Genomic DNA, 21,672 nt, shown 5'->3' with positions numbered 1-21,672 from the left:
GTCGCTTCAGTCCCGTTGGGAGCGTGCGCTCGTCGCTGCTGATACACAGAGAGCATGCCGATGCCGCGTACGGCGCCTGGCAATCAGGGCAGTTGCTTACCGTGAAAGAACAGCGCCGCCTCGACCTGGTCCGGCAGGACGCCTCGTCTCTTCGCAAGGTCGTGTACTCCCTCCAGGTACTGCCTGTACTGGTCCGTGGTCCAGCCGTTCTCCGGCCAGTCGGCGTCGACCGTTTTCAGGTCTTTGAGGGCTTGCGAGACGACGCTGTCCAGGATGACCGGCCGATAGGGCCCGGTGGGGCTCTCGTGCCCGGCGAAGTACAGGACCTTGGTGAAGAACGCCGCCCCCAAGTAGGGGATGTGCTGGTCATTGTTCAAGGCCCAGTACGCTTCTGTAGCTCCTCGCTCTCGGAGCGCCGCTAGTGCCGCGTCGAGTCGCGCGTCAATGTCAGTACCTGGACAGGGGCGAAAGATTTGCGCGCGTCTGCCTACTGACCGGGCCTTGGTGCCCGTGCCCCAAACCAGCGCCGCGACGAGCAGATGCCGACGCCTTTCCACAGTGTCCGCCTTGTGAGCGATGCTGAACACGGTGCGGCGATCCACCCGCGGCCACTTGCCTACGAGTGGGCACGAGTCGAGTTCGGCCGGCCACCACGTGGCGTCTGGCAGCACGGATATCCAGCGGGCTCGGTCGAAGGGGAACGCCTGGCCGAGCACTGTGTCGCGGTCCGGCAGATCTAGATCGTGCGGAAGGACGATCACTCTGGCTCCTTGATGTGGATGCCTGTGTTGCAGATGTGGTGCGCGGCGTGCGGGACGTTTCCCTCGACGTAGATGAGGTGGCCTGCGGGCAGGTGCAGCGAGGTGCATTAGGCGAGGAGCTGATAGAGGTCGGCCTCGGGGAAGCCCTCAGGGCGCTCGGCGGATCACCAGCCGGGGTAGCGGCCCAACCAGTGCGGGTCCCAGCCCCCGAGATACTCGCCACCGCTGGGACGGTCGACGATCTGGGCGACGAGGTCGCGGGCGAGGGTGTCGAGCACCCAGGCCAGTTCATGCCGGCTCACCAGATCGACGGGCAGTGCCTCCGCGCCGTGGGCCGCTCCGAGCAGCGCCCCGGTCATGCAGGCCACCGAGTCGCCGTCGGGCGCTCCGGCGGCGAAGCGCAGTGCGGCGTCCACCTGGTCCCGCTCCGGGAATGAGGCGGCGACATACAGGCCACCGAGCAGCGCCGAGGGCGCGGTGGCGTCCGGGGCGAGGTGGGCGAGGCGTTTCGGGTCGGCAGGATGGTTGTCGGCCTGCTCAAGTGTCTTGATGAGCTGTACGCGTTCCCTGCTGGACAGGTCGGGGTCGATATCAGGAAGCGCGTGGATGGCGTCCATCAGGGCTTGGCGCACCTGCGACTGCGCGACGAGCAGGGACTCCTGCACCTCGGGAGTGCTGGTCAGGCAGTGGGCGGCCAGCACGGTCGCGTGGGCCGCGGCGGACTGGGCGGCGGGGTCGCCGTGGGTGAGGGCGGCGATCTCGCGAGCCTGCCGCACCCAGTACTGCGGGTCGTGCCCCGCAACGGCCACGGCGACGGGGAGGGTACGGGTGAGCGCATGGCAGCCGCGGCTGGTGGTCGTCGGCTTCTCCATGGTGCCCTGCTCGATCTTGGATAGGGCGGCCACGGTCGCCGGCGCCGAACCGCGCCGCTGTGCCAGCACGGGCACGTGGGCGAGCCAGCCGTCGGGCCACTCTTTGTCATCAGCCGTGACCCAGCGGCGCCGCATCCGCTCCACCTCTATGCCCTGCAGGGCGGCCCACCGGCAGTAGGCGTGCCACACCACCGACGGGGGATGGCACAGGCCCCTGTGGTCACCGCGCACGCAAGCGCGGATCGTGCCCTCGGCGGTGAAGCAGGCCAGCTGGGTGCTGACCCCGGCCTGCAACGAGCCCTCGGCCGGTAGCTTGCCTCGGGCCGCGCCCAGCGTGTCGCCCACCGCCAGACCGAGCAGCAGCCCGCGCACCCGCGAGGCCGCCCACTTCTCCTTCAAGAACTCAACCTGCCGCTCCGGCTCCGCTTCGCGCTCCTGCCGTACTTCCTCGACCTCTCGCGGCCGGCTCACCGGAGAGGTGCCACCGCTGGCCGCCGGGGTGGCCAACGCGTGCACCGCGTCCTGCATCTCTGGGTGCTTGTCGAGATGCCAGCCGCCGGTCAGCACCCGGCGCAGGTCGTTCAGGGCGGTTTCGGCGTCGGTTCCGGTGGCCAGGTGGCTGTAGAGGGCTGCGACGGCCGGGGTTCGGCTCTGCCCGGCCGCGCAGTGCAGCAGCACCCGCTTGCCGGCGTGGCGCAGCAGCAGCACCTGGCGGGCTGCCTGGTCCATGACGTAGTGGAGGTTGGCGTTGTGTCCCTGGCTGTCCACCAGCCAGACGCGGACATGCTCGATGTCGGCGCCGGGGAGGATCGGGTCCGTCCCGACCCGGCACAGCGAGACCACGGCATCGACGGGGACTGGCTCGGCACGCTGAGTCAGGGCCAGGTTGCCCAGTACCACCCCAGGGTCGTGCGGGTGGTGTATGGCGAAGGCCCGGCTGGACTGTGAAGGGACCGGCATGCGCTGCGCCGAGGGCCAGCCGGCGGCGTCGTCGCTCCCGCCGCGGGCGGTGAGCACGGCAAGCCGGACCAGGTCGGCCTGCCTGTGGCCGGGCCAGCCGTGGACAGCCTGCTGCCACTGAAGCGGGATGCCGGAGCAGCCCCAGCGCGCGCCGAGCAGGGCGCCGGCGATCGCCGCGACGGTGTCGGTGTCCGTCCCGGCGCGCACCGCCGCCTCCAGGGCGAGACGCAGGTGCTGGGCGGGGAAGCTGCCCTTGGCGGGCAGCAATTCGGGAACGGCGGTACGGGTGATCGCCGACCAGGCCGCCTGGAGCGCGTGGACCACCCAGCCGTTGTTGCCGAAGTGGTGCGGCGGGTGGGCCTCCGCCTCGTCCAGCCGCCGCGCCCACACGCTGCATAACGGCGCGTTCCCCTTTCGTTCCCCTTGAAGCCGAACAGGCCCCCCGAAGATCACTTCGGGGGGCCTGTTCGATGCTCCGACGCAGGTCAGACACTGTGCCCCCGGCAGGATTCGAACCTGCGACACCCGCTTTAGGAGAGCGGTGCTCTATCCCCTGAGCTACGAAGGCGGGGCTTTCACCCAGTGGTCGACTGGGCCGTCGGATCTCGATCCCGTAGGCGTGCCCCCGGCGGCAGCCGACCGGTGACAGCCTAGCGGATCGTCTCCCCGGTGGTCGCCCTTGTTCTGCCCGAGCCGTGTTTGCCGTCTGCCCGGCAACCCGTCCGGACCCACACAACCTGGACCGTCGCGGCTCGAGGCAACCGGCACAGCCCAGCGCCCGGACCACCCGCGCCGGTGCCTCCTCGCGGGTGGGTTGTGCGTACGGGGCACGCCCAGCGGTCCCCTCCGCGATCCGGACTCGGCCGGAAGGCGGCTCGGCGCTCTTTGTCACTGGTCGATTACCTTGCGCGCTCGCACGGTCAAGCACCCCCTCAAGAGCAACCCCTAGGAGCCCCCTGCCCCCGTCCCCGCCGTCCGCCCAATCGCACCCCCACTGGCGATCGGTATCCCCGACAACCGCTCCGCCGGGAAGTCGAAGGCGTCCACCAAGGTCGTCATGTGCGGGGCCAGGTCGGCTACGACGGTGTCCAGGGTTTGGGGCAGGGCTCGGACCTGGTCCGGGGTCAGGTGGCCCTCGGCGAGGAGGTCGCCGGTGTGGTCGCGCAGGTTGCGGAGCAGGAACAGGCGGCACAAGGAGTGCAGGAGCCGGCGGGTCATGGGGGCCGCGGTGCTGTCCGCCGCTGCGCTGAACGCTTCCGCCGCCTTCAGGCGGGCGTGTGCCGAGACCATCTCCAGGGCGGCCTCCGAAGTGACGTTCCAGCGGCCGACCGGATCGCCGGACGGGCCCCCGCGCAGGGCCGCGCGGGCCCGGGTCTGCCAGATGGCCTCGGCGTGGGCGAGCCGGGACCGGAGGAAGGGGAGGTCCATGAGGTCCCCCGTGTCCCCGCGCCGCACCGTGTCCGGCTTCGTCTCGTGGCCGAAGACCATCTCGGAGGCCGCCTTCACCCAGATCACCAGGTTGTCGCCCTCGGCTGTGATGCCGCCCTCGATGTTGGCCGGCAGGTCCGCGATGCCGTTGGCGGGGAACAGGCCCTGCGCGCCGCAGCGTTCGCGGCACTCGACGGTTATGTCCCGCGCCTGCCAGGTGATCCAGCCCTTGGTGATCGCCGCGAGCCGTTCGACCTCCTCGCGGGTCTCCTCGGTGTGTGCGGCGAACCGGTCGACCACCGTGCGGTGCAGGAACGTCATCGCGTACGCCGTCGCCAGCGCGTCCAGCAGACGGCCGTGGTGGCTGCGGTGCGCGGCGACAGGGATGCGCTCGCTCGCCCTGGGGCCGGCGATGAGGCGGCTGTGGGAGTAGCGCACCGCGATGGTGAGTGCGGCGCGGGCCATGCCCAGCGTTCCGGCGCTCATGCAGAGCTTGCCCATGGTGACGCGGTTGATGGAGCGCAGGAGCCGCTTGCGCTTGTTGCCCAGGTTGCTGGTCAGCGCGCCGTCGCGGTCGAGGCGGCCGTGGTCGGACTGCAGGAGGGCCTCACGCGGCAGCCACTTGTGGTCGAAGGAGGTGAGGGCGTGGTCGACCGGCGTGCCCGTGCGCTCGGGTAACCGGCGGACTGTCACCCCTGGCAGCCGGCCCGTGTGGTCGCTGAGCGGGGTGAGGAAGAGGAAGACGCCCTGGTCCTCGCCGTCCACGATGAGTCTGGCCGCGACGACCGCCGTCTTGGGGCCGCCGGTCCGGCTGGTGTTGGGCATGAACTTCCGCGCGCCGGGTGTCGGCGTGTGCAGGTGGAAGCCGCCGCTCGCTCGGTCGAGGACCGCGACGGTCTCCATCGAGGCCACGTCGTTGCCGTGCTCCAGCTCCGTGCACAGAAACGTTCCTGTGTGGCGCAGGGAGGTGAACGCGGACAGGTCCCGGCCCGCCTGGTCGTGGTCCACCAGGCTGCCCAGGAACAGGTTGTAGTGGATGCTCGCAAGAGTGGTGAGCCCGCCGTCCACCGGTCCGGTCCACTCGTGCAGCGCGGCCAGCCGGTGCGGGTCGCCGGCGAAGGCCACCGGGTCGTCGAGGACGTCGTTGATCAGGTGCAGGCGTTCGTACGACAGCGCGGCCCGCTCGGCCGGGGAGAGGTCCGGCCGGTACGAGAACGCGTCGCCGGAGATCGTTTTTCGCCAGATGCCGTGCCTGAGGTCGCGGTCGGCGCCTTCGAACAGGAGGTGCGTCAGTTCGCCGGCGATCCGGTGTTCCATGGCGTACGGGGACGGTTCCGGTTCCTGCGGTTCCGTCCGGTCCGCCGTCGTCGCCAACGTCTCGGACGCTGTGACAGTCATCGAGCTTCCCCCTGGTGTGGGTGGGATCAGGTGTGAAGCGCGCGATCGAAGATACGGACCACCCGGTTTTGTTTTCAAGGGTTCCCTCGGGGCCTCTCCACCCTTGTTCCCGTGCGGGCGCGGCGACTTGAAGTGGGGCATCGAGTGGGGAAAGGGGCCTTTTTCCCGTCCTTCCGGGCCGATCCCTCCGCGTCTATCAGAACCGGTTCTTCAGGGTTGAAAAACCGTTCGGCTGGTTTTATTGTCCGTGGCATCAACGCTGGTACGGAGGATGCGGGTGGCACGGCAAGAGCGGGCCATTCGGACGCGGCAGGCGATCCTGATCGCCGCGGCCGAGGTGTTCGACGAGGTCGGATACGAGGCGGCGACGATCTCCGACGTGCTGCAGCGGTCGGGTGTCACCAAGGGCGCCCTCTACTTCCACTTCGCCTCGAAGGAAGAGCTCGCCCAGGCCGTACTGGCCGCGCAGGTCACCTCGCTCCCGCCCGTCCCGCAGCAGGACCTGAAGCTTCAGGAGTCGCTGGACCAGGCGCTGTTGCTGGCGTACCTGCTCAAGAAGGGCACCGGTGACCCGATCGTCCAGGGCAGTGTGCGTCTGACCGTGGACCAGGGGTCGCCCAAGGACCACCTCAACCGGCGGGTGCCGATGCAGGCGTGGACCGAGCACACCCAGGCCGTATTCGAAGAGGCCAAGCGGAGAGGGGAGATCCTTCCCCATGCCGATGTGGCCGCGCTCGCCAAACTGTTCGTCGCCGGCTTCACCGGAGTCCAGGTGTACTCGCGGATCATGACCGAGCGGGAGGACCTGCCCGAGCGGGTGGCCGACCTCTACCGGCATCTGATGCCGTCCGTCGCCGTGCCGGGGGTCTTGGTCAGGCTGGACTTCTCCCCGGAGCGGGGGCTGAAGGTGTACGAAGCGGCGGTGCGGCGACCTGAGTCGGACGGTCGCGAGCACGAACCGGAAGCGACCGGTACGGGTGACTGACCTGCCCGGTGCGGGTCCGGGCGGGCGTGGAGCAGCCGGGCGAAGCGGCCCGGGCAACGGAGACCACCGCTCTATCTCTGAACGTGCGCAACAGTTCCACCGCGGTGCGCCCCGGCGGCGCCGCCGCGTCGAATGCCGAACGGGCCCACAACCGAACGGAGTGCACGGATGGACATGACCGCATGCCCCTACGCCCTCGATGTGACCGGGCGTGACCTGGCAGGTGAGACCGCGACGTTGCGGACCCGGGGACCGGCCGTGGAGGTGGAGTTGCCGGGCGGGGTGCGCGCCTGGGCCGTCGTACGGCAGCAGTACGTCAAGCAACTCCTCATGGATCCGCGGGTGTCGAAGGACGCCCGGCAGCACTGGCCGGACTTCGTGTCGGGCCGCATCGGCGAGGACTGGCCGCTGTATCCATGGGTGGCAAACGAGAACATGCTCTTCGCCTACGGGGAGGGCCATGCGCGGCTGCGCCGGCTGGTCGCCGCGGCCTTCACCGCCCGGCGCACGGAGGCGTTGCGGCCTCGGGTCGAGGAGATCACCGGCGCACTGCTCGACGACCTTGCCGTGCTGCCGGACGGCGAGACCGTCGATCTGCGGGCCGGGTTCGCCAAGCTGCTGCCCATGCGGGTGATCTGCGAGCTGTTCGGTGTCGCCGAGGAGGCGCGCGAACCCCTGTGTACAGACCTGGAGTTGGTGTTCGGCACATCCGTCCCCGGGGACGAGATGGCGGCCGCGCAGGTCCGGGTCTTCGGCATGCTGGCCGAACTTGCCGCCGAGAAGCGGGCCTGGCCCGGCGACGATCTGACGACCGCGCTGATCGAGGCCCGCGACAGCGACGACGGCAGGCTGACCGAGCAGGAACTCCTCGGCACCCTCTATCTGATGATCGCCGCAGGCCAGGAGACCACCTGCACCCTCATCACCAATGCGGTCGGTGCCTTGTGCGCCCACCCGGAGCAGCGGGCGCACGTCCGCGAGGGCCGCGCGGAGTGGGCTGATGTGGTGGCCGAGATGCTGCGCACGCACGGTCCCGCCGCGTACTCCCCGATGCGGTTCGCCGTCGAGGACATCGAGTTGGACGGCGTGCACATCAAGCAGGGCGACCCGATCCTGGTCTCCTTCGCCGGTGCGGCTTCCGATCCCGTGGTGTACGGGGAGGACGTCGGCGTCTTCGACGTGCTGCGGCCCGGCCGGCGCGACGACCTGGGGTTCGGGCACGGTGTGCACCGGTGCCTGGGCGCACCGCTGGCCAGGCTCGAGGCGACCACCGCGCTCGCGGCCCTCTTCGCCCGCTTCCCCGACCTTCAGCTCGCTGTCCCCTTGGACTTGGTGGAGCCAGTGCCGTCCTTCATCGTCAACGGCTATGCGGCCATGCCGGTCGTGCTTCGCCCCAACTGATCCTGGTTGTCCCTTGGTTGGGATGAATTCTGATGTTGGCCTCTGGAAAACCGCACATACGGTTTGTTAATCTCCTGAGTCCCCGCAGTAATGGAGCGACCGATGGCCAAGCAGGAACGTGCGGTACGGACGCGCAACGCCCTGATCGGTTCCGCCGCCGAGTTGTTCAGCCGGGACGGCTTCGAGGCGGTGTCGCTGTCGGCCATCAGTGCGAGGGCCGGGGTCAGCAACGGAGCCCTGCACTTCCACTTCCCCAGCAAGGCGGCTCTTGCCACGGGAGTGCGGGCGGCGGCGGCCGAGCGCTTCCGGCGGATCGTCTCCGCCGACCGGCCGCCGCCGCAGCTCGGCGGCTCCCTCCAGGCCCTCGTCGACACGAGCCACGCCCTTATGCAGGGCCTGTGCCGCGATGTCGTCCTGCGTGCCGGATTCGACCTCGGTGACAGGGCGGAGGCGGCGGGCCGCGGCGAGGACCTCTACGAGTACTGGCACTCCTGGGTGGAGGACACCGTCGTCCGGTCCGCGCGGGAGGGGCTGCTCTCCGACGTGCCGCCACGGGACCTGGCGGCCACGGTGGTCGGCGCGACGGTGGGCTTCGCCGTCCTCGGCGGCCATGATGTGCGCTGGCTCTCCCGCATCACGCTCACACGCTTCTGGGCGCTGCTCCTGCCGCGTATCGCCTCACCGCCGGCGCTGCGACTGGTGGCGGCTTCGGGGAGACGGGCGGAGGCGGGCTGACGCGATGGCCGGAAATCCTGGGAAAGAACCGCACATCCGGTTTGGTATTCCGTGCCCAGCCGGGTCCACGCCCTCTGGGCGCTCCGGCCATCCGTCAGTCGGCTCCACGCCTGGTCTCAGATGCTCGGCACCTTTCTGAACCGCCCGGCCACATGCAGATCCGCCTCGATCCGCGTCGCTGCCGCACGCAGTTCCGGCAGCACATCGCTGACGCACTCGTCCTGCGTCAGGCGGCTGCTGTGCATGGCGACGTTCACCGCCGCGACCACCCGGCCGTCGCGGTCCCGCACCGGTACCGCGATCGACTGCAGCCCCTCCTCCAACTCCCCGTCGACCAGGGCGTACCCCTGACTCCGCACCCGGCCGAGCAGGGCCCTCAGCTCCGCCGGATCCGTGACCGTACGCGGTGTGAGTGAGACCGGCTTCGGCAGCCTCGGCTCCGTCTGATCCGCCAGCATGACCCGGCCCAGAGACGTGGCATACGCCGGCAACCGGGTCCCGACCGTGAAGTTGACGCTCATGATGCGGCTCGGGGCCGCCCGGGCCGTGTACTGGATGTCGTCGCCCGTCAGCACCGCCAACGAGGTCGACTCGTGCAGGAGCTGGGACAGCTCGGTCAGGTGCGGGACGGCGATGTCCGGAAGCGACACCCGGGACAGCGGCGGGAAGCCGAGGCCCAGGACGCGCGGGGTGAGCCGGAAGGCACGGTCGTGGGCGGTGACGTAGCCGAGGTGCTCCAGCGTGATCAGCGCGCGCCGGGCCGTGGCCCGCGCCAAGCCCGTCGCCTCGGCCACTTCGGACAGCGTCATCGCACGGCGGCCCTCCCCGAAGGAGGTGATCACCGTCAGCCCGCGCGCCAGTGACTCCACGAAGTCACGCCCCAGCTCCTGCTTGGACGCCCCGGTCCAGGTCGCGAGCCCGGAAGGCGCGGCGGGGTCGGCGGGCGGGGCCTCGCGCAGCTCCCGCTCCATCGCCTCCACCGCCGTGCTCAGCCGGGGCAGCAGGGCCCGGCGCAGGTCGTCGGCAGAATGCCGGCTGGTGTGGCTGACCACGCTGACCACACAGGCGATCCGGCCGTTCTCCTCGCGTACGGGCAGGCCGAGTGCCACCAGACCCGGTTCGATGAGCTGGTCGTCCAGTGCCCACCCCTGCACCCGCGCCTGCTCGGTGCGGTCCTCGAAGTCGTCGCCGAGGGTGGTGCCGTCCGATCCGTCGAGCGGGCGGCTGCGGGCCGGCACCGCGGGGAAGCCCCGGTCCTCGGGGTCCGTGGCCCGGCGCTCGCGCCAGCGCTTCCAGTCCGCCTCGTCCCACTCCGTCGCGAACAGCGGGCCTGGAGCGGTCCGCTCCGCGGGCAGCAGATCACCGATGCGGAAGCTCAGCGACATCGCACGGCGGCGGGTCGCCTGATGGATGAAGCGGATGCCGTCCCGATCGGGGACCGCGAGGGACACGGACTCGTCCAGTTCGTCGGCGAGCGCGTCCGCATGTGTATCGAGCAGCTTCGGGAGCCGCAGCGCCGCCAGATAGGCGTTGCCCAGCTCCGTAAGCCGCGGGGCGAGCAGGGCGTCCCGGCCGTCGAGCCGTACGTACCCCATGCGGGCGAGCGTCGCCGTGATCCGGTCGACCGTGGACCGGGCGAGCCCGCTGGCCCGCTCGAGAGCGCTGAGGCTGCAGCTGCCGTCGGCGTCGGTGAGCCGCCGCAGCACGGTGAGCCCGCGCACGAGGGGGGTGACGGCTTCGGCGGGGATCGCCGTGGCCGCGTTGACGTTCGGGAGCATGAAGTCACGGTAATGCCGGGCCGGGCGCATCCGCCGTGTTCGCCCGCGTCGTGCGCCGTCCCGGACCCCCCGTACGGCCCGGGGACCGGTCACCGCCGGGTCACGTGTACCCGGTAGTCGCCGGTGGGCGTCGTGCCCACGACGGTGACGACGATCCCCGTCTTCGGGTCCGTGAAGGTCTGCCCGGGCTGGAACGTGGCGTCGGACAGTTCGGCCTGCACGTTCGGGCTTCGGGTGCAGCCGCCGCTGTTGCGCTGGGAGTCGTAGACCGTGATGGGTCCGCTGCCGGTGTCGACGTCCGCGTCGACCCGGTAGATGAGGATGCCGGGCCTGCACACCTCCGCGTCGTTTCCGGCGTGGGTGCGCAGTTCGAGGGCGTACCCAGCCCTGGAGCTGATCGGTATGAAGACGAGTTTCCGGCCGCCGGCGCGGCCGAGGGGGGTGAGCGTGTACTCGGTGGTGCCCCGTGTGACCGCACAGCTGACCTGGGAGCTCTTCAGCCAGCCGAGCTTCCACTTGTGCCAGCCCAGCAGGTCGTTGTTGGCGCCCCAGTCCTCGCTCATGATGTCCCAATGCCCGACGGCCGTCCCGCCCTCCTGCGTGTAGAGGTCGGGCAGGCCGAAGGTGTGGTTGTTCTCGTGGGGCAGGACCCGGTAGCCGGTCGTGGGGTAGGAGCCGGAGCCGTCGTCCTGGCGGCTGTAGATGAAGGACGCGTTGGAGATCGGCATACCGTCGGCGACCGGGGCATCGGGGTTGCCCGCGAACGTCACCGACAGGACGGTGTCCAGGGCGGCCGGGCCCGCGTTGGGGGTGACCAGCACGTTCACCAGGTCGTAGCGGCGGAAGTCCACCTGCGGATCGGCGGTGGCCACGATGTCCTGGACGAGCAGGCGGTAGCCGGGGTCGAAGGGCGCGCCGCGCTCCAGCCCGTACGCCTTGAACGGCTTGGGCATCCGCAGCCAGTGACGTATCGGGGCCTCGGGGCGGTAGTCGAGGCGGCCGTAGGAACTGGTGGCGAACCACTTCTGGGTCTGTGGGAAGAACTCCGCGTACCGGCTCAGCGCGCTGCCCTGGCCGGGAACGTCAGGGAAGTCGATCATCAGCGTCAGCGCGCGGATGGTGCCGGTGGAGCGGGCGTAGCCACGGGATGTCGGGATGGACTCGGGCATCTGGATGCCCGCACGGCCGTGGATCATGCAGGGGCCGAGTGCCGAGGCACGGGACCGCGCGGCGGATCCCGCCGTGGAGGCCCCCCCGATCAGATATCCGGTGCCCGCGGAGGTGGAGACCGCCAGGGTGAGGACGGTGACCGAGGCGATCGAGGCGACACGGCGCGTGTGTATCCGGCGGCGGGACAGCAGCATGCAGTGGTCCCCTTCGCTTCACGACTGGTCACGGAAAGCGCCCATGTGCTCACCCTGAGTCAAGGGCGGTGCGGGCGCTCGCTGAGGCGGACCGAACGAGGGGACCCGGGCGCCGAAGGGAGGGTGTGGCGGCCGGTCCGAGAGGTTCGGGGGAGGTGCAGGTGGCTGGTCCGAGGCCTTCCGCGTGCGGAAGGGATGACGGGACGGCCCGGGTTCGAGATGCGCTCCGAGGCGTTGGGGCGCAAGGGGTGGTGGTGTCGTTACGGCGCGAATGGGGCGATGGAGGACCCCCTCCGCGATGTGGCTCAGCTCACACGAAAAGGGCGCCGGGTGGGGAAATAACCGGGGATCGATTCCCCGTTTAAGCCTGTGTCCGAGCGAAACGGGGACTGGGTCCCCAGATCGCGTTCCATTCCAACGAGGAGTGCGCCGTGCAGACCGCGACCCCCGTGCAGCGCCGTGTGTCCCGGCCGCGTGCCGATGCCCTGCGCAACCGGGAGCGGATCGTCACCGCCGCCCGGGAGATGTTCGTCGAGTTCGGCCCCGACGTGCCGTTCGACGAGATCGCCCGCCGGGCCGGCGTGGGCAACGCCACGGTGTACCGCAACTTCCACGACCGTGAGGCGCTGGTCCGCGAGGTCGTCTGCTCGGTCATGGACCGTACGTCCGAGGGCGCCGAGCGGGCGCTCGCCGAGACCGGGAACGCCTTCGAGGCCCTGTCCCACTTCGTGCACGCAGTCGCCGACGAGCGCATCGGCGCGCTGTGCCCGATGGTCGCCACCGCGTTCGACGAGCACCACCCCGAGCTGGAAGCGGCCCGGGAGCGGCTCGAGCAGCTGATCGAGGAGATCATGGACCGCGCCCGCGCGGCCGGGCAGCTCCGTCCCGATGTCGAGCGCGGGGACCTGATGATCGCGGTCGCGCAGCTCAGCAGGCCGCCGGCGGGTACCGGCTGCCTCAGCCTCGACCGCTTCGTCCACCGTCATCTGCAGCTGTTCCTGGACGGTCTGCGGGCCCCGGCCCGCTCCGAACTGCCCGGCACGGCCGTGACCATGGAGGATCTCCGCCAGGCCTGAGCGATTAGTTCCACGGGCTCCGCCCGTCTTCCCACCGAAGACCCCGTCTCCTACTGACGACAGGGCCTCGGCCGTCACCGGCGACGTGCCGTGCCGACTGACGCCCTTTTCCGCCTACGAGCTCCGACATTTCCGTCACGAAGTCCCGAAGTGGGTACCTCCATGTCTGAAACAGCCCGAAGCGTCCCGGGCGCTTCCGCTCCCGACTCCAACCGATGGCGGGCGCTGGTCTTCATCGCGCTCGCCCAGCTGATGGTCGTCCTCGACGCCACCATCGTGAACATCGCACTTCCGTCCGCCCAGCAGGATCTGGGGATCTCGGACGGCAACCGCCAGTGGGTGGTGACGGCCTACGCCCTCGCCTTCGGTGGTCTTCTGCTCTTCGGTGGCCGGGTCGCCGACCTGTGGGGCCGTAAGCGTGCCTTCGTCATCGGCCTCTCCGGCTTCGCCCTCGCCTCCGCGCTCGGCGGTGCCGCTCAGAGCGGCGCGATGATGTTCGGCTCCCGTGCTCTCCAGGGCATCTTCGGCGCACTCCTCGCCCCTGCCGCGCTGTCCCTGCTCGCGGTCATGTTCACGGACGCCAAGGAGCGCGCCAAGGCCTTCGGCATCTACGGTGCGATCGCCGGTGGCGGTGGCGCCGTCGGTCTGATCCTCGGCGGCTTCCTCACCGAGTACCTGGACTGGCGCTGGACGTTCTTCGTCAACATCCCGTTCGCCGTCGTCGCCGCGGCCGGCGCCTACTTCGTCATCCGGGAGCCGGAGGGCGGCCGCAACCGCTCGCCGCTCGACATCCCGGGCGTCATCCTCTCCACCCTCGGCCTGGTCTCGCTCGTCTACGGCTTCACGCGCGCCGAGTCGGACGGCTGGGGCGATTCTCTGACGGTCGGCCTGTTCGTCGCGGCCGCCGTCCTGCTCGTGGCCTTCGTGCTCACCGAGTCCAAGGTCAAGGCCCCGCTGCTGCCGCTGCGCGTCATCACCGACCGCAACCGTGGAGGCGTCTACCTCTCCCTCGGTCTCGCGATCATCGCGATGTTCGGCACGTTCCTCTTCCTGACCTACTACCTGCAGGTCGTGAAGGGCTACTCGCCGGTCAAGACCGGCTTCGCCTTCCTGCCCATGATCGCGGGCATGATCACCGGCTCCACCCAGATCGGCACCCGTCTGATGACCCGCGTCCCGGCGCGGCTGCTGATGGGCCCCGGCTTCCTGGGCGCCGCCGCCGGCATGTTCCTGCTGGCCCAGCTGGAGATCGGCTCGTCGTACGCCTCGGTGGTGCTGCCGGCCATGCTGCTGCTCGGCCTCGGTATGGGTACCGCGTTCATGCCGGCGATGGCCCTGGCCACGCACGGTGTGCAGCCGCGGGACGCCGGTGTCGCCTCCGCGATGGTCAACACCTCGCAGCAGGTCGGCGGCGCGATCGGCACGGCCCTGCTCAACACGATCGCGGCCTCGGCGACCACGTCCTACATCAAGGACCACATCGCGACCGCCACCTCCAAGTCCCAGGCGCAGCTGGTTCAGCTGCAGGGTCAGGTGCACGGTTACGCGAGCGCGATCTGGTTCGCCGTCGGCATCCTCGTCGTCGCCGCGGCCGTCGCTCTGACCCTGGTCAACGCCGGTCGCCCGGGAGCCCAGTCGGTCTCCGGGCAGAGCGAGGGCGTCGAGGACGAGGTGCAGGTCCCGGTGGTCGCCCACTGACGGCCGGTACGTCGGGTCCCGTGCGCGGCTCCTCGCGCACGGACCGCCCACGAGGCACTTCGCTCACGGAACTTCGTGCACGGGACTACGCCCGCGGATGAGAGACGGGTGCCCTTTGTCCGCAGGTCTTCCGGGGGTCCGCCCGGTTCCGCCACAGCGCGGGACCGGGGCGGACCCGTTCGCGGACGGAGCGACGGCACGGCCTCTGCGCCGTACGGGGGACGGGTTCAGCGGAGCCAGGGCAGGTCCGCCCCCGCCTCCTTGGGCTGCAGTCCCTCGGCGATGACCGACATGATCTCGCCGAGGGACCTCTGCTGTTCGGGGGTGAGCCGGTCGAAGATCGCCTGGCGCACGGCGGCCACATGCCCGGGCGCGTGGCGTGACAGTACGTCGTATCCCTCGTCCGTGAGGACGGCGAGCTGGCCGCGCTTGTCGGAGGGGCAGTCCTCGCGCCGCACCCAGCCGTTCTTCTCCAGCCGGGCGATGGCGTGCGAGAGCCGGGAACGCGTGATCTTGGCCTGCATGGCCAGCTCGGTCATGCGCAGCCGCCGGTGCGGTGCCTCGGCGAGCTGGACCAGCAGTCCGTAGTACACGTGCGGCATGCCCGCGTCGCGCTGCAACTGGCGGTCGAGATGGTCCTCGAGAAGAGTGACGGCGTGCATGTACGCACGCCAGGTGCGCTGCTCCTCGTCGGTGAGCCAGCGAGTGTCATCAGCGGGTGCCGTCTTCATGCCCCCACTCTACGAGGCCTCTTATTGAAACTTAAACAAATCGGGGGTAGTCTCTGTCGAGTAACTTGAGAGTTCAAGTAATACGAAGGAGGCAGCCGCCATGTCGGCCGTCATCGAGGAGCGCACCGCGCCCGAGCGCATGCCCGCCCTCTATCTGAGTCATGGTGCGCCCCCGCTGGCCGACGACCCCGTCTGGCCCGGTCAGCTTGCCGCCTGGTCCGCAGGGCTGCCGCGTCCCCGGGCGATCCTCATGGTCTCCGCCCACTGGGAGGAGGCCCCGCTCGCCCTCGGCGCGGTGCGGACGCTGCCGCTGGTCTACGACTTCTGGGGCTTCCCCGAGCACTACTACCGGGTGACGTACGCGGCCCCAGGCGCCCCCGAGCTCGCCGAGTCGGTGCGCAAGCTCCTGCCTACCCCCGTGCAGGACATGCCGGACCGCGGTCTGGATCACGGCGCGTATGTGCCCCTGGTCGAGATGTACCCCGAGGCCGACATCCCCGTCCTGCAGATCTCCCTGCCGACCCTCGACCCCGTCCGGCTCATGGAGATCGGCCGCAGGCTGGCCCCGCTGCGCGACGAGGGCGTGCTGATCATCGGCTCCGGCTTCTTCACCCACAACCTGGCCGCACTGCGCCATGCGGGTGGAGTGCCGGGCTGGTCGGCGGAGTTCGACGACTGGGGCCACCGCGCGCTGGAGGCCCAAGACGTCGACGCCCTGCTCGACTTCACCCGCAAGTCCCCGGCGGGCCGCCTCGCCCACCCCCGTACGGAGCACTTCGCCCCGCTCTTCGTGACCATGGGCGCGGCGGACGCGGCGGGGGAACTGGACGCGCAGCGGTCCGTGATCGACGGGTTCTGGATGGGTCTGGCGAAGAGGTCGGTGCAGTTCGGCTGGCCCGCCGGCTAGAGCTCCTTCTCGTACCAGGCCACGTCCCAGTAACGTCCGAATTTGAACCCCACCTCGCGGTACGTGCCCCCGTGCCGGAAGTCGAAGCGTTCGTGCAGCCGCACGGACGCTTCGTTGGGCTGGGCGATGCCCGCGTAGGCGCGGTGGAGACCCTCCTCGGTCAGGGACTCGAAGAGAGACTGGTAGAGGTGTGCGCCGACCCCGCGGCCCGTCGCGTGCGGGGCGAGGTAGACGGTGACCTCCACCGAGGTCGCGTACGCCGGCTTCGGACGGAAGGCGCTGGATGTGGCGTACCCGAGAATCTCCTGTGAGTCCGGTGCCACGGCAACCTTCAGCAGGTGCGGGCCGTCTTCAGGGTGGGAGAGCAGCCAAGGACGTCGCTCTTCCGGGGTGAAGATCGCGGTGTCGAAGGTGATGGGCGTCTCACGTACATAGTGGTTGTAGATGTCCGTGAGGGCTACGAGGTCACCCTCGACTCCCGGCCTGACCTGCACCTCTGTACGTTCCGACGGCATCCGGCCTCCCTGATGGCGGCACAGGGTACTGCATGATCAGAAAAATTGAGGGACGGGTTGGGAATTCTGTCCTGATTCCAGTCGTTGTTTCCTTCGGATGCCGGGCACCCGGAAGGGTGTCCGAAGCGTCACTGGACCACCCGCCAGCCCACCATCGCAAGGGAGCACGCATGGCAACCCGTGCCGTCGCCCGTCGCAAGTCCGCCGGAGGCGAGACCGTCGACGCGGCAAACAGTGTTCGCGCCCATGGCGGCGAGATCGCCGATCGCGACCTGGTCGGCATGTACCTCGACGAGATCGCGCGTACGCCGCTGCTCGACGCCGCCAGGGAGGTCGAGCTGTCCCAGGTCATCGAGGCGGGGGTGTTCGCGCGGCAGATCCTCGACGGGGAGGAGGAGGCCAAGGCCGATGCCACCCGTGAGGAGCTGGAAGCCCTGGTCGCGGAGGGGGAGCGGGCCAAGGACATCTTCATCCGCTCGAACCTCCGGCTCGTCGTCGCCGTGGCGCGCCGCTATCCGCGTAGTGGCCTCCCGTTGCTCGACCTCATCCAGGAGGGCAACGCCGGTCTGGTGCGAGCGGTCGAGAAGTTCGACTACCGCAAGGGCTTCAAGTTCTCGACGTACGCGACCTGGTGGATCCGTCAGGCGATCACCAGGTCGATCGCGGACCAGTCCCGGACCATCCGGCTGCCCGTCCACCTGGTCGAGGAGCTCGGCCGGATCCGCCGGGTGCAGCGCGAGTTCAACCGTGAGAACGGGCGCGACCCCGAGCCCGCCGAGATCGCCGCCGAGCTGGACACCACGGCCGAGCGCATCAGTGACGTGCTCGACTGGGCCCGCGACCCGGTGTCGCTCAACATGTCGGTGGACGATGAGGGCGAGACCCAGTTCGGGGACCTGCTGGAGGACACGTCGGCGGTGTCGCCGGAGCAGTCCGTGCTCACGCTGCTGCGCAGCGAGGAGCTGGACGACCTCATCGGGCGGCTCGACGAGCGTACGGCCTCGATCATCAAGATGCGGTACGGCATCGAGGACGGCCGGGAGCGCACGCTGACCGAGGTCGGCAAGGAGCACGGCCTCACGCGTGAGCGCATCCGGCAGATCGAGAAGCACGCCCTGCTCGAACTGAAGAAGCTGGCGCGGCAGACGGGCTTTGACGCGGCGGCGTGACGGTTTCGTACGGCCGGTGTGCGACACCGGCCGGCGGATCCCTTCTCGCCGGACGACTTGGCGTGTTCCGTCGCTTCAACCCACCGGGTCCGGGGCACAACCCCTCCGGGTCCGTCCACAGCACGGGCCGGACCGCATGGTCCGCGCCCTCCAGAGCCGAGTCCCGACGCACTCCCCCCGGCGCCGGGACTCTCCCCAGCCGGGTCCCGGTGCCACTCCCCCCTAGGCGCCGGGGCCCGGCCCTTTTCCTGCCTGCTCCGGACAGGGCGAGCCGATGGGCCGCCCCGAACCTGAACCCCGGGGCGGCCCGAATGGCAGATTGTGCCACAGCGGCATAACCTGCCGTCGTGACCAGTACGAAACGTATGAGCGGGACATCTCCCGCCCGTACGGCGCAAGAACCCGAGGGAGCTTCCCTCACCGAGCGGCGCAAGGCGGCGACCCGGATGGAGATCGCCCAGGCCGCGGCAGGACTCTTCATGGCGAACGGCCTGCGCGCCACCCGGGCCGAGGACATCGCCCGCTCCGCCGGGGTGGCACCGCGCACCTTCTACCGCTATTTCGCCACCAAGGAGGAGGCGCTGGCCCCGCTGTTCTCGGCGGGTGCCCGCAGGTGGTCGCAGGCCGTCCGCGACGCCCCCGCCCACCTCACCGTCGCCGACGCCCTGCACCACGCAGCGGTCCACACCCTGACCCACGGCGTCGGCGTCTCCGCGAGGTCCCTCGAGTGGGTCCGCGCCCTGCTGCGTCTGACTGGCACCAACCCCGCGCTCACCAAGGTCTGGGCCGAGATCTGCCAGGCCGCGGAACACGAACTCGCAGAGGTGCTCGCGGCGCGGACGCGGAGTGGTGACGATCCGTCGGATGCCGTGACGCCGGCGCTGCGTTTCACCGCCGCCGTCGCCTCCGCCGCCGTACGCGTGGCGGTGGAGAGCTGGGCCGCGAGTGACGAATCGCCAGCCGGTCCGCACGGGCCCGCCGCTCTCGCCGTACGCAACTTGGAGGCCCTGCGGGACTTCGTGTGGGAGATCGGCTGATTTTCTGCGGGAGGCCGGCCGCGCAGCGCTCCCCGTGCCGGCCCTCTCGCGCGCAGCTGTTTTCTGCGGTGCCGGCCTCTCGCGCGCTGACCGGCTCGGCGGCCCGCACAACTCCCTCCGGGCCGCGCCCGTTTTCGGTGCGGGCCGCCCACCTTCCGTCGAGCCGTACTGCTCAGTCCTTCGAGGCCTGAGCCGCCCGGCTCAGTCGCTCACCCAAGTTCTTTGCGCAGGCGACCAGTTCGGCGGGCCGGTGCACCATGAACTCGCAGTCGGTCATGGCGAGCCGTACCACGAGCCATTCCACGGAGTCGCTCGACGTGCCGCGCAGCCGGCAGCTGTGGTCGCCGAGCGGCTCGGGCTCCGCGAACCAGCGCGGCAGGCGCGCCGCGACGACGTCCGCGGGCGCGGCGAAGGTCGCCTCGAACTCGTACGCCTCCTGGCGCCGGTACATCGACTGCCGCAGATATTCCGCCGCGCTCCCCGCAGGCAGCTCCCGCGGGGCGAACCTCGCGCCGGTCGCGAACGGCTCGCTGACCCGGTCGACCCGGAACGTACGCCAGTCGTCGCGCTCCAGGTCGTAGGCGACGAGATACCAGCGGCGTCCCGTGGACACCAGCCGGTACGGCTCGGTCTGGCGCCGGGACGGCGTTCCGTCCCCGGAGCGGTAGGCGAACCGCAGCCGCTCGTGCCCCGCGATCGTCGAGGCCATCACGGTCAGCGTCTCGGGCGCGATACTCGCCCCGTCGCCGCTGGTCAGGGCGCTGGTGGCGGCCTGGAGGGTGGTGACCCGGTGGCGCAGCCGGGCCGGCAGCACCTGTTCCAGCTTGGCCAGGGCCCGTACCGACGCCTCGTCGACGCCTTCGACCGCGTGCCCGGCGCCGGCGCGCAGCCCGACCGCGATCGCCACGGCCTCCTCGTCGTCGAGCACGAGCGGCGGCATCGCCTTCCCGGCGACCAGCCGGTACCCGCCGTCGGCACCCTTGCTGGCCTGGACCGGATAGCCGAGCTCGCGCAGCCGGTCGACGTCCCGGCGGACCGTGCGCCGGGACACCCCCAGCCGGTCGGCGAGCTCGGCACCCGGCCACTCGCGTGGGGTCTGCAGGAGGGAGAGCAACTGGAGAAGGCGCGCCGGAGTGTCGGTCGTCATGAATCCGAGGATGCCGTAGAACTAGGACACAATCTGACCTATTGCGGCCCTAGCTTCGGACCATGACCTCCACGGAGACCACACTCAGCAGCAGCACCACCGACCCCGGCGACCGTCGTCGCTGGTTCGCGCTCGCCATCGTGATGACCGCGGCCTTCATGGACCTGGTCGACGTCACGATCGTCAACATCGCCATCCCGTCGATCCAGCGGGACGCGGGAGCATCGTTCAGCCAGATCCAGTGGATCACCGCCGGGTACGCGCTCGCCTTCGCCGCCGGGCTCATCACCGGCGGCCGGCTCGGGGACATCCACGGCCGCAGGCGGCTCTTCCTGATCGGCATCGGCGGATTCACGATCGCCTCGGCGCTGTGCGGCTTCGCCGCGAACCCCGAGATGCTCGTGGCCTCACGGATCCTGCAGGGCGCGATGGCCGCGATGATGGTGCCGCAGGTGCTGTCGATCGTGCACGCCACCTTCCCGGCGCACGAGCGGGGCAAGGTCTTCGGGCTCTTCGGTGCGATCGTCGGACTGGGGGCCGTCTCCGGACCGCTCCTCGGCGCACTCCTCACCGAGTGGAACCTCTTCGGTCTTGAGTGGCGGCCCATCTTCCTGATCAACCTGCCGGTCGGCATCGGGGCGTTCCTGCTGGGCCGGCGCTACATCGCGGAGTCCAAGGCACCGCGGGCCCTGCGCCTCGACCTCGTCGGCGTGGCGCTGGTCACTCTCGGTCTGCTCATGCTGCTTTACCCGCTCACACGCGGCCGGGAGCTGGGCTGGCCGCTGTGGGGGTACGCGTCGATGGCGGGCGCGCTGGTCGTCTTCGCGGCGCTCGTGGCGTACGAGAAGCGGAAGGCCGTGCGGGACGGGTCCCCGCTTGTGGAACTCTCCCTGTTCCGCGTGAAGAGTTTCGCTGCGGGTATCGCGGTGCAGACGGTCTTCGGTGTCGGCCTCGGTGTCTTCTTCCTGGTCTGGACGCTGTACATGCAGGTCGGGCTCGGCTGGAGCGCGCTGCGCGCGGGCCTGACGGGCGTGCCGTTCTCGATCGCGGTCTCGACGGCGGCCGGGCTGTCCGTGCAGAAGTTGGTGCCGCGCTTCGGCCGCGGGGTGCTGCAGGCGGGTGCACTGGTGATGGCGGCGGGTGTGCTCCTCTACATCGGGGAGTCCGCCCGGTACGGCCTCGCCATCGCCTCCTGGCAGATGGCCCTGCCACTGGTGGTGATGGGCGCGGGCATGGGACTGATCGTCGCCCCGCTGACGGACGCGATCCTGTCCGAGGTACCGCGGGAACACTCCGGTTCGGCGTCCGGCCTCATCAACACGGTCCAGCAGATGGGCAACGCGCTCGGCCTCGGGCTGGTCTCGGTGGTCTTCTTCGGCGAGATCGGCGACCGGCTGACCCCGGCACAGGTGGGGCCCGCCTTCGTGCATGCCTTCGAGCACGCCCTGGGCTGGGTCGCCGCGGTGCTGGTGGCGATCTTCCTGCTGATGTTCGCCCTGCCCAGGCGGCCCGCGCAGCATGTGGAGGGCGGGCAGGCCGAACCGGCGCCGAAGGGGGTCGAGGAGCCGGTGCTCGCCTCCTGAGCCGCGTTCCTCGCCTCGACGGCGAGGTCGATGGCGAGGTCGATGGCGAGGTCGATGGCGAGGTCGATGGCGAGGTCGATGGCGAGGTCGATGGCGAGGTCGATGGCGAGGTCGATGGCGAGGTCGA

At 70.2% G+C, this 21,672-nt stretch carries 17 protein-coding genes and 1 tRNA gene; 9 read left to right on the top strand and 9 right to left on the bottom strand.

Annotated features, from left to right (window positions below):
• Window positions 1–83: 83 nt before the first annotated feature.
• From ACWDA7_RS36915 to ACWDA7_RS36900, 4 genes are all read right to left on the bottom strand, one after another.
• A complete protein-coding gene (locus ACWDA7_RS36915; protein ID WP_450610317.1) occupies window positions 84–869 on the bottom strand; it encodes an 8-oxoguanine DNA glycosylase OGG fold protein in 786 nt (261 codons plus the stop codon).
• Between the two features lie 56 nt (window positions 870–925).
• Window positions 926–2,983 (bottom strand): ADP-ribosylglycohydrolase family protein, encoded by a 2,058-nt coding sequence (locus tag ACWDA7_RS36910; RefSeq protein WP_450610315.1) that lies wholly within the window; start codon window positions 2,981–2,983, stop codon window positions 926–928.
• Window positions 2,984–3,088: 105 nt separating this feature from the next.
• A tRNA-Arg gene (locus ACWDA7_RS36905) sits at window positions 3,089–3,161 on the bottom strand.
• A 377-nt stretch (window positions 3,162–3,538) separates the two neighbouring features.
• Window positions 3,539–5,419 (bottom strand): acyl-CoA dehydrogenase family protein, encoded by a 1,881-nt coding sequence (locus ACWDA7_RS36900; protein WP_450610313.1) that lies wholly within the window; start codon window positions 5,417–5,419, stop codon window positions 3,539–3,541.
• Between the two features lie 277 nt (window positions 5,420–5,696).
• Between ACWDA7_RS36900 and ACWDA7_RS36895 the strand changes: the two genes are divergently transcribed.
• From ACWDA7_RS36895 to ACWDA7_RS36885, 3 genes are all read left to right on the top strand, one after another.
• Window positions 5,697–6,404: a ScbR family autoregulator-binding transcription factor gene (locus ACWDA7_RS36895; protein WP_450610311.1), complete on the top strand. Its 708-nt coding sequence runs from the start codon at window positions 5,697–5,699 to the stop codon at window positions 6,402–6,404.
• A 168-nt stretch (window positions 6,405–6,572) separates the two neighbouring features.
• A complete protein-coding gene (locus ACWDA7_RS36890) occupies window positions 6,573–7,805 on the top strand; it encodes a cytochrome P450 family protein (protein WP_450610309.1) in 1,233 nt (410 codons plus the stop codon).
• 102 nt (window positions 7,806–7,907) lie between these two features.
• Window positions 7,908–8,540 (top strand): ScbR family autoregulator-binding transcription factor, encoded by a 633-nt coding sequence (locus ACWDA7_RS36885; protein WP_450610307.1) that lies wholly within the window; start codon window positions 7,908–7,910, stop codon window positions 8,538–8,540.
• A gap of 116 nt (window positions 8,541–8,656) precedes the next feature.
• Here the strand turns inward: ACWDA7_RS36885 and ACWDA7_RS36880 are convergent, their stop codons facing one another.
• Together ACWDA7_RS36880 and ACWDA7_RS36875 are read right to left on the bottom strand one after the other, a co-directional pair.
• Entirely contained in the window at window positions 8,657–10,318 is a 1,662-nt protein-coding gene (locus ACWDA7_RS36880) for an IclR family transcriptional regulator domain-containing protein (RefSeq protein WP_450610305.1), read from the bottom strand.
• 89 nt (window positions 10,319–10,407) lie between these two features.
• On the bottom strand, window positions 10,408–11,682 hold the full coding sequence (locus ACWDA7_RS36875; RefSeq protein ID WP_450610303.1) for a M6 family metalloprotease domain-containing protein: 1,275 nt from the start codon (window positions 11,680–11,682) through the stop codon (window positions 10,408–10,410).
• Window positions 11,683–12,113: 431 nt separating this feature from the next.
• On the opposite strand from ACWDA7_RS36875, the gene ACWDA7_RS36870 reads away from it, so the two are divergent.
• Together ACWDA7_RS36870 and ACWDA7_RS36865 are read left to right on the top strand one after the other, a co-directional pair.
• The gene (locus ACWDA7_RS36870) at window positions 12,114–12,758 is read left to right on the top strand and encodes a TetR/AcrR family transcriptional regulator (protein ID WP_450610301.1); all 645 of its coding nucleotides are present in this window, start codon (window positions 12,114–12,116) and stop codon (window positions 12,756–12,758) included.
• Window positions 12,759–12,920: 162 nt separating this feature from the next.
• A complete protein-coding gene (locus tag ACWDA7_RS36865; protein WP_450610299.1) occupies window positions 12,921–14,456 on the top strand; it encodes an MFS transporter in 1,536 nt (511 codons plus the stop codon).
• A 227-nt stretch (window positions 14,457–14,683) separates the two neighbouring features.
• Here ACWDA7_RS36865 and ACWDA7_RS36860 read toward each other — a convergent pair whose 3' ends face one another.
• Complete coding sequence (locus tag ACWDA7_RS36860) at window positions 14,684–15,187, bottom strand: MarR family transcriptional regulator (protein WP_432928727.1); 504 nt, start codon at window positions 15,185–15,187, stop codon at window positions 14,684–14,686.
• A 100-nt stretch (window positions 15,188–15,287) separates the two neighbouring features.
• On the opposite strand from ACWDA7_RS36860, the gene ACWDA7_RS36855 reads away from it, so the two are divergent.
• Window positions 15,288–16,094 carry a dioxygenase family protein gene (locus tag ACWDA7_RS36855; RefSeq protein ID WP_450610297.1) on the top strand — a complete coding sequence of 269 codons (807 nt, stop codon included), beginning with the start codon at window positions 15,288–15,290 and terminating at the stop codon, window positions 16,092–16,094.
• On the opposite strand, the gene ACWDA7_RS36850 is transcribed toward ACWDA7_RS36855, so the two are convergent.
• Window positions 16,091–16,609: an N-acetyltransferase family protein gene (locus tag ACWDA7_RS36850; protein WP_450610295.1), complete on the bottom strand. Its 519-nt coding sequence runs from the start codon at window positions 16,607–16,609 to the stop codon at window positions 16,091–16,093. The two genes, ACWDA7_RS36855 and ACWDA7_RS36850, sit on opposite strands and share 4 nt — an antisense overlap.
• Window positions 16,610–16,779: 170 nt before the next feature.
• Here ACWDA7_RS36850 and ACWDA7_RS36845 point away from each other — a divergent pair, with 170 nt between their 5' ends.
• Complete coding sequence (locus tag ACWDA7_RS36845; RefSeq protein WP_432928722.1) at window positions 16,780–17,778, top strand: sigma-70 family RNA polymerase sigma factor; 999 nt, start codon at window positions 16,780–16,782, stop codon at window positions 17,776–17,778.
• 365 nt (window positions 17,779–18,143) lie between these two features.
• Window positions 18,144–18,815 (top strand): TetR/AcrR family transcriptional regulator, encoded by a 672-nt coding sequence (locus ACWDA7_RS36840; protein ID WP_450610319.1) that lies wholly within the window; start codon window positions 18,144–18,146, stop codon window positions 18,813–18,815.
• Window positions 18,816–18,987: 172 nt separating this feature from the next.
• Here ACWDA7_RS36840 and ACWDA7_RS36835 read toward each other — a convergent pair whose 3' ends face one another.
• The gene (locus ACWDA7_RS36835) at window positions 18,988–19,962 is read right to left on the bottom strand and encodes a helix-turn-helix transcriptional regulator (RefSeq protein WP_450610293.1); all 975 of its coding nucleotides are present in this window, start codon (window positions 19,960–19,962) and stop codon (window positions 18,988–18,990) included.
• 62 nt (window positions 19,963–20,024) lie between these two features.
• On the opposite strand from ACWDA7_RS36835, the gene ACWDA7_RS36830 reads away from it, so the two are divergent.
• Complete coding sequence (locus tag ACWDA7_RS36830) at window positions 20,025–21,545, top strand: MFS transporter (protein WP_450610291.1); 1,521 nt, start codon at window positions 20,025–20,027, stop codon at window positions 21,543–21,545.
• Window positions 21,546–21,672: the final 127 nt, after the last annotated feature.

Source organism: Streptomyces sp. NPDC001156, assembly GCF_053598275.1.
The sequence above is the reverse complement of the archived record's forward strand: the minus strand, read 5'-3'. Positions and strand labels throughout refer to the sequence as shown.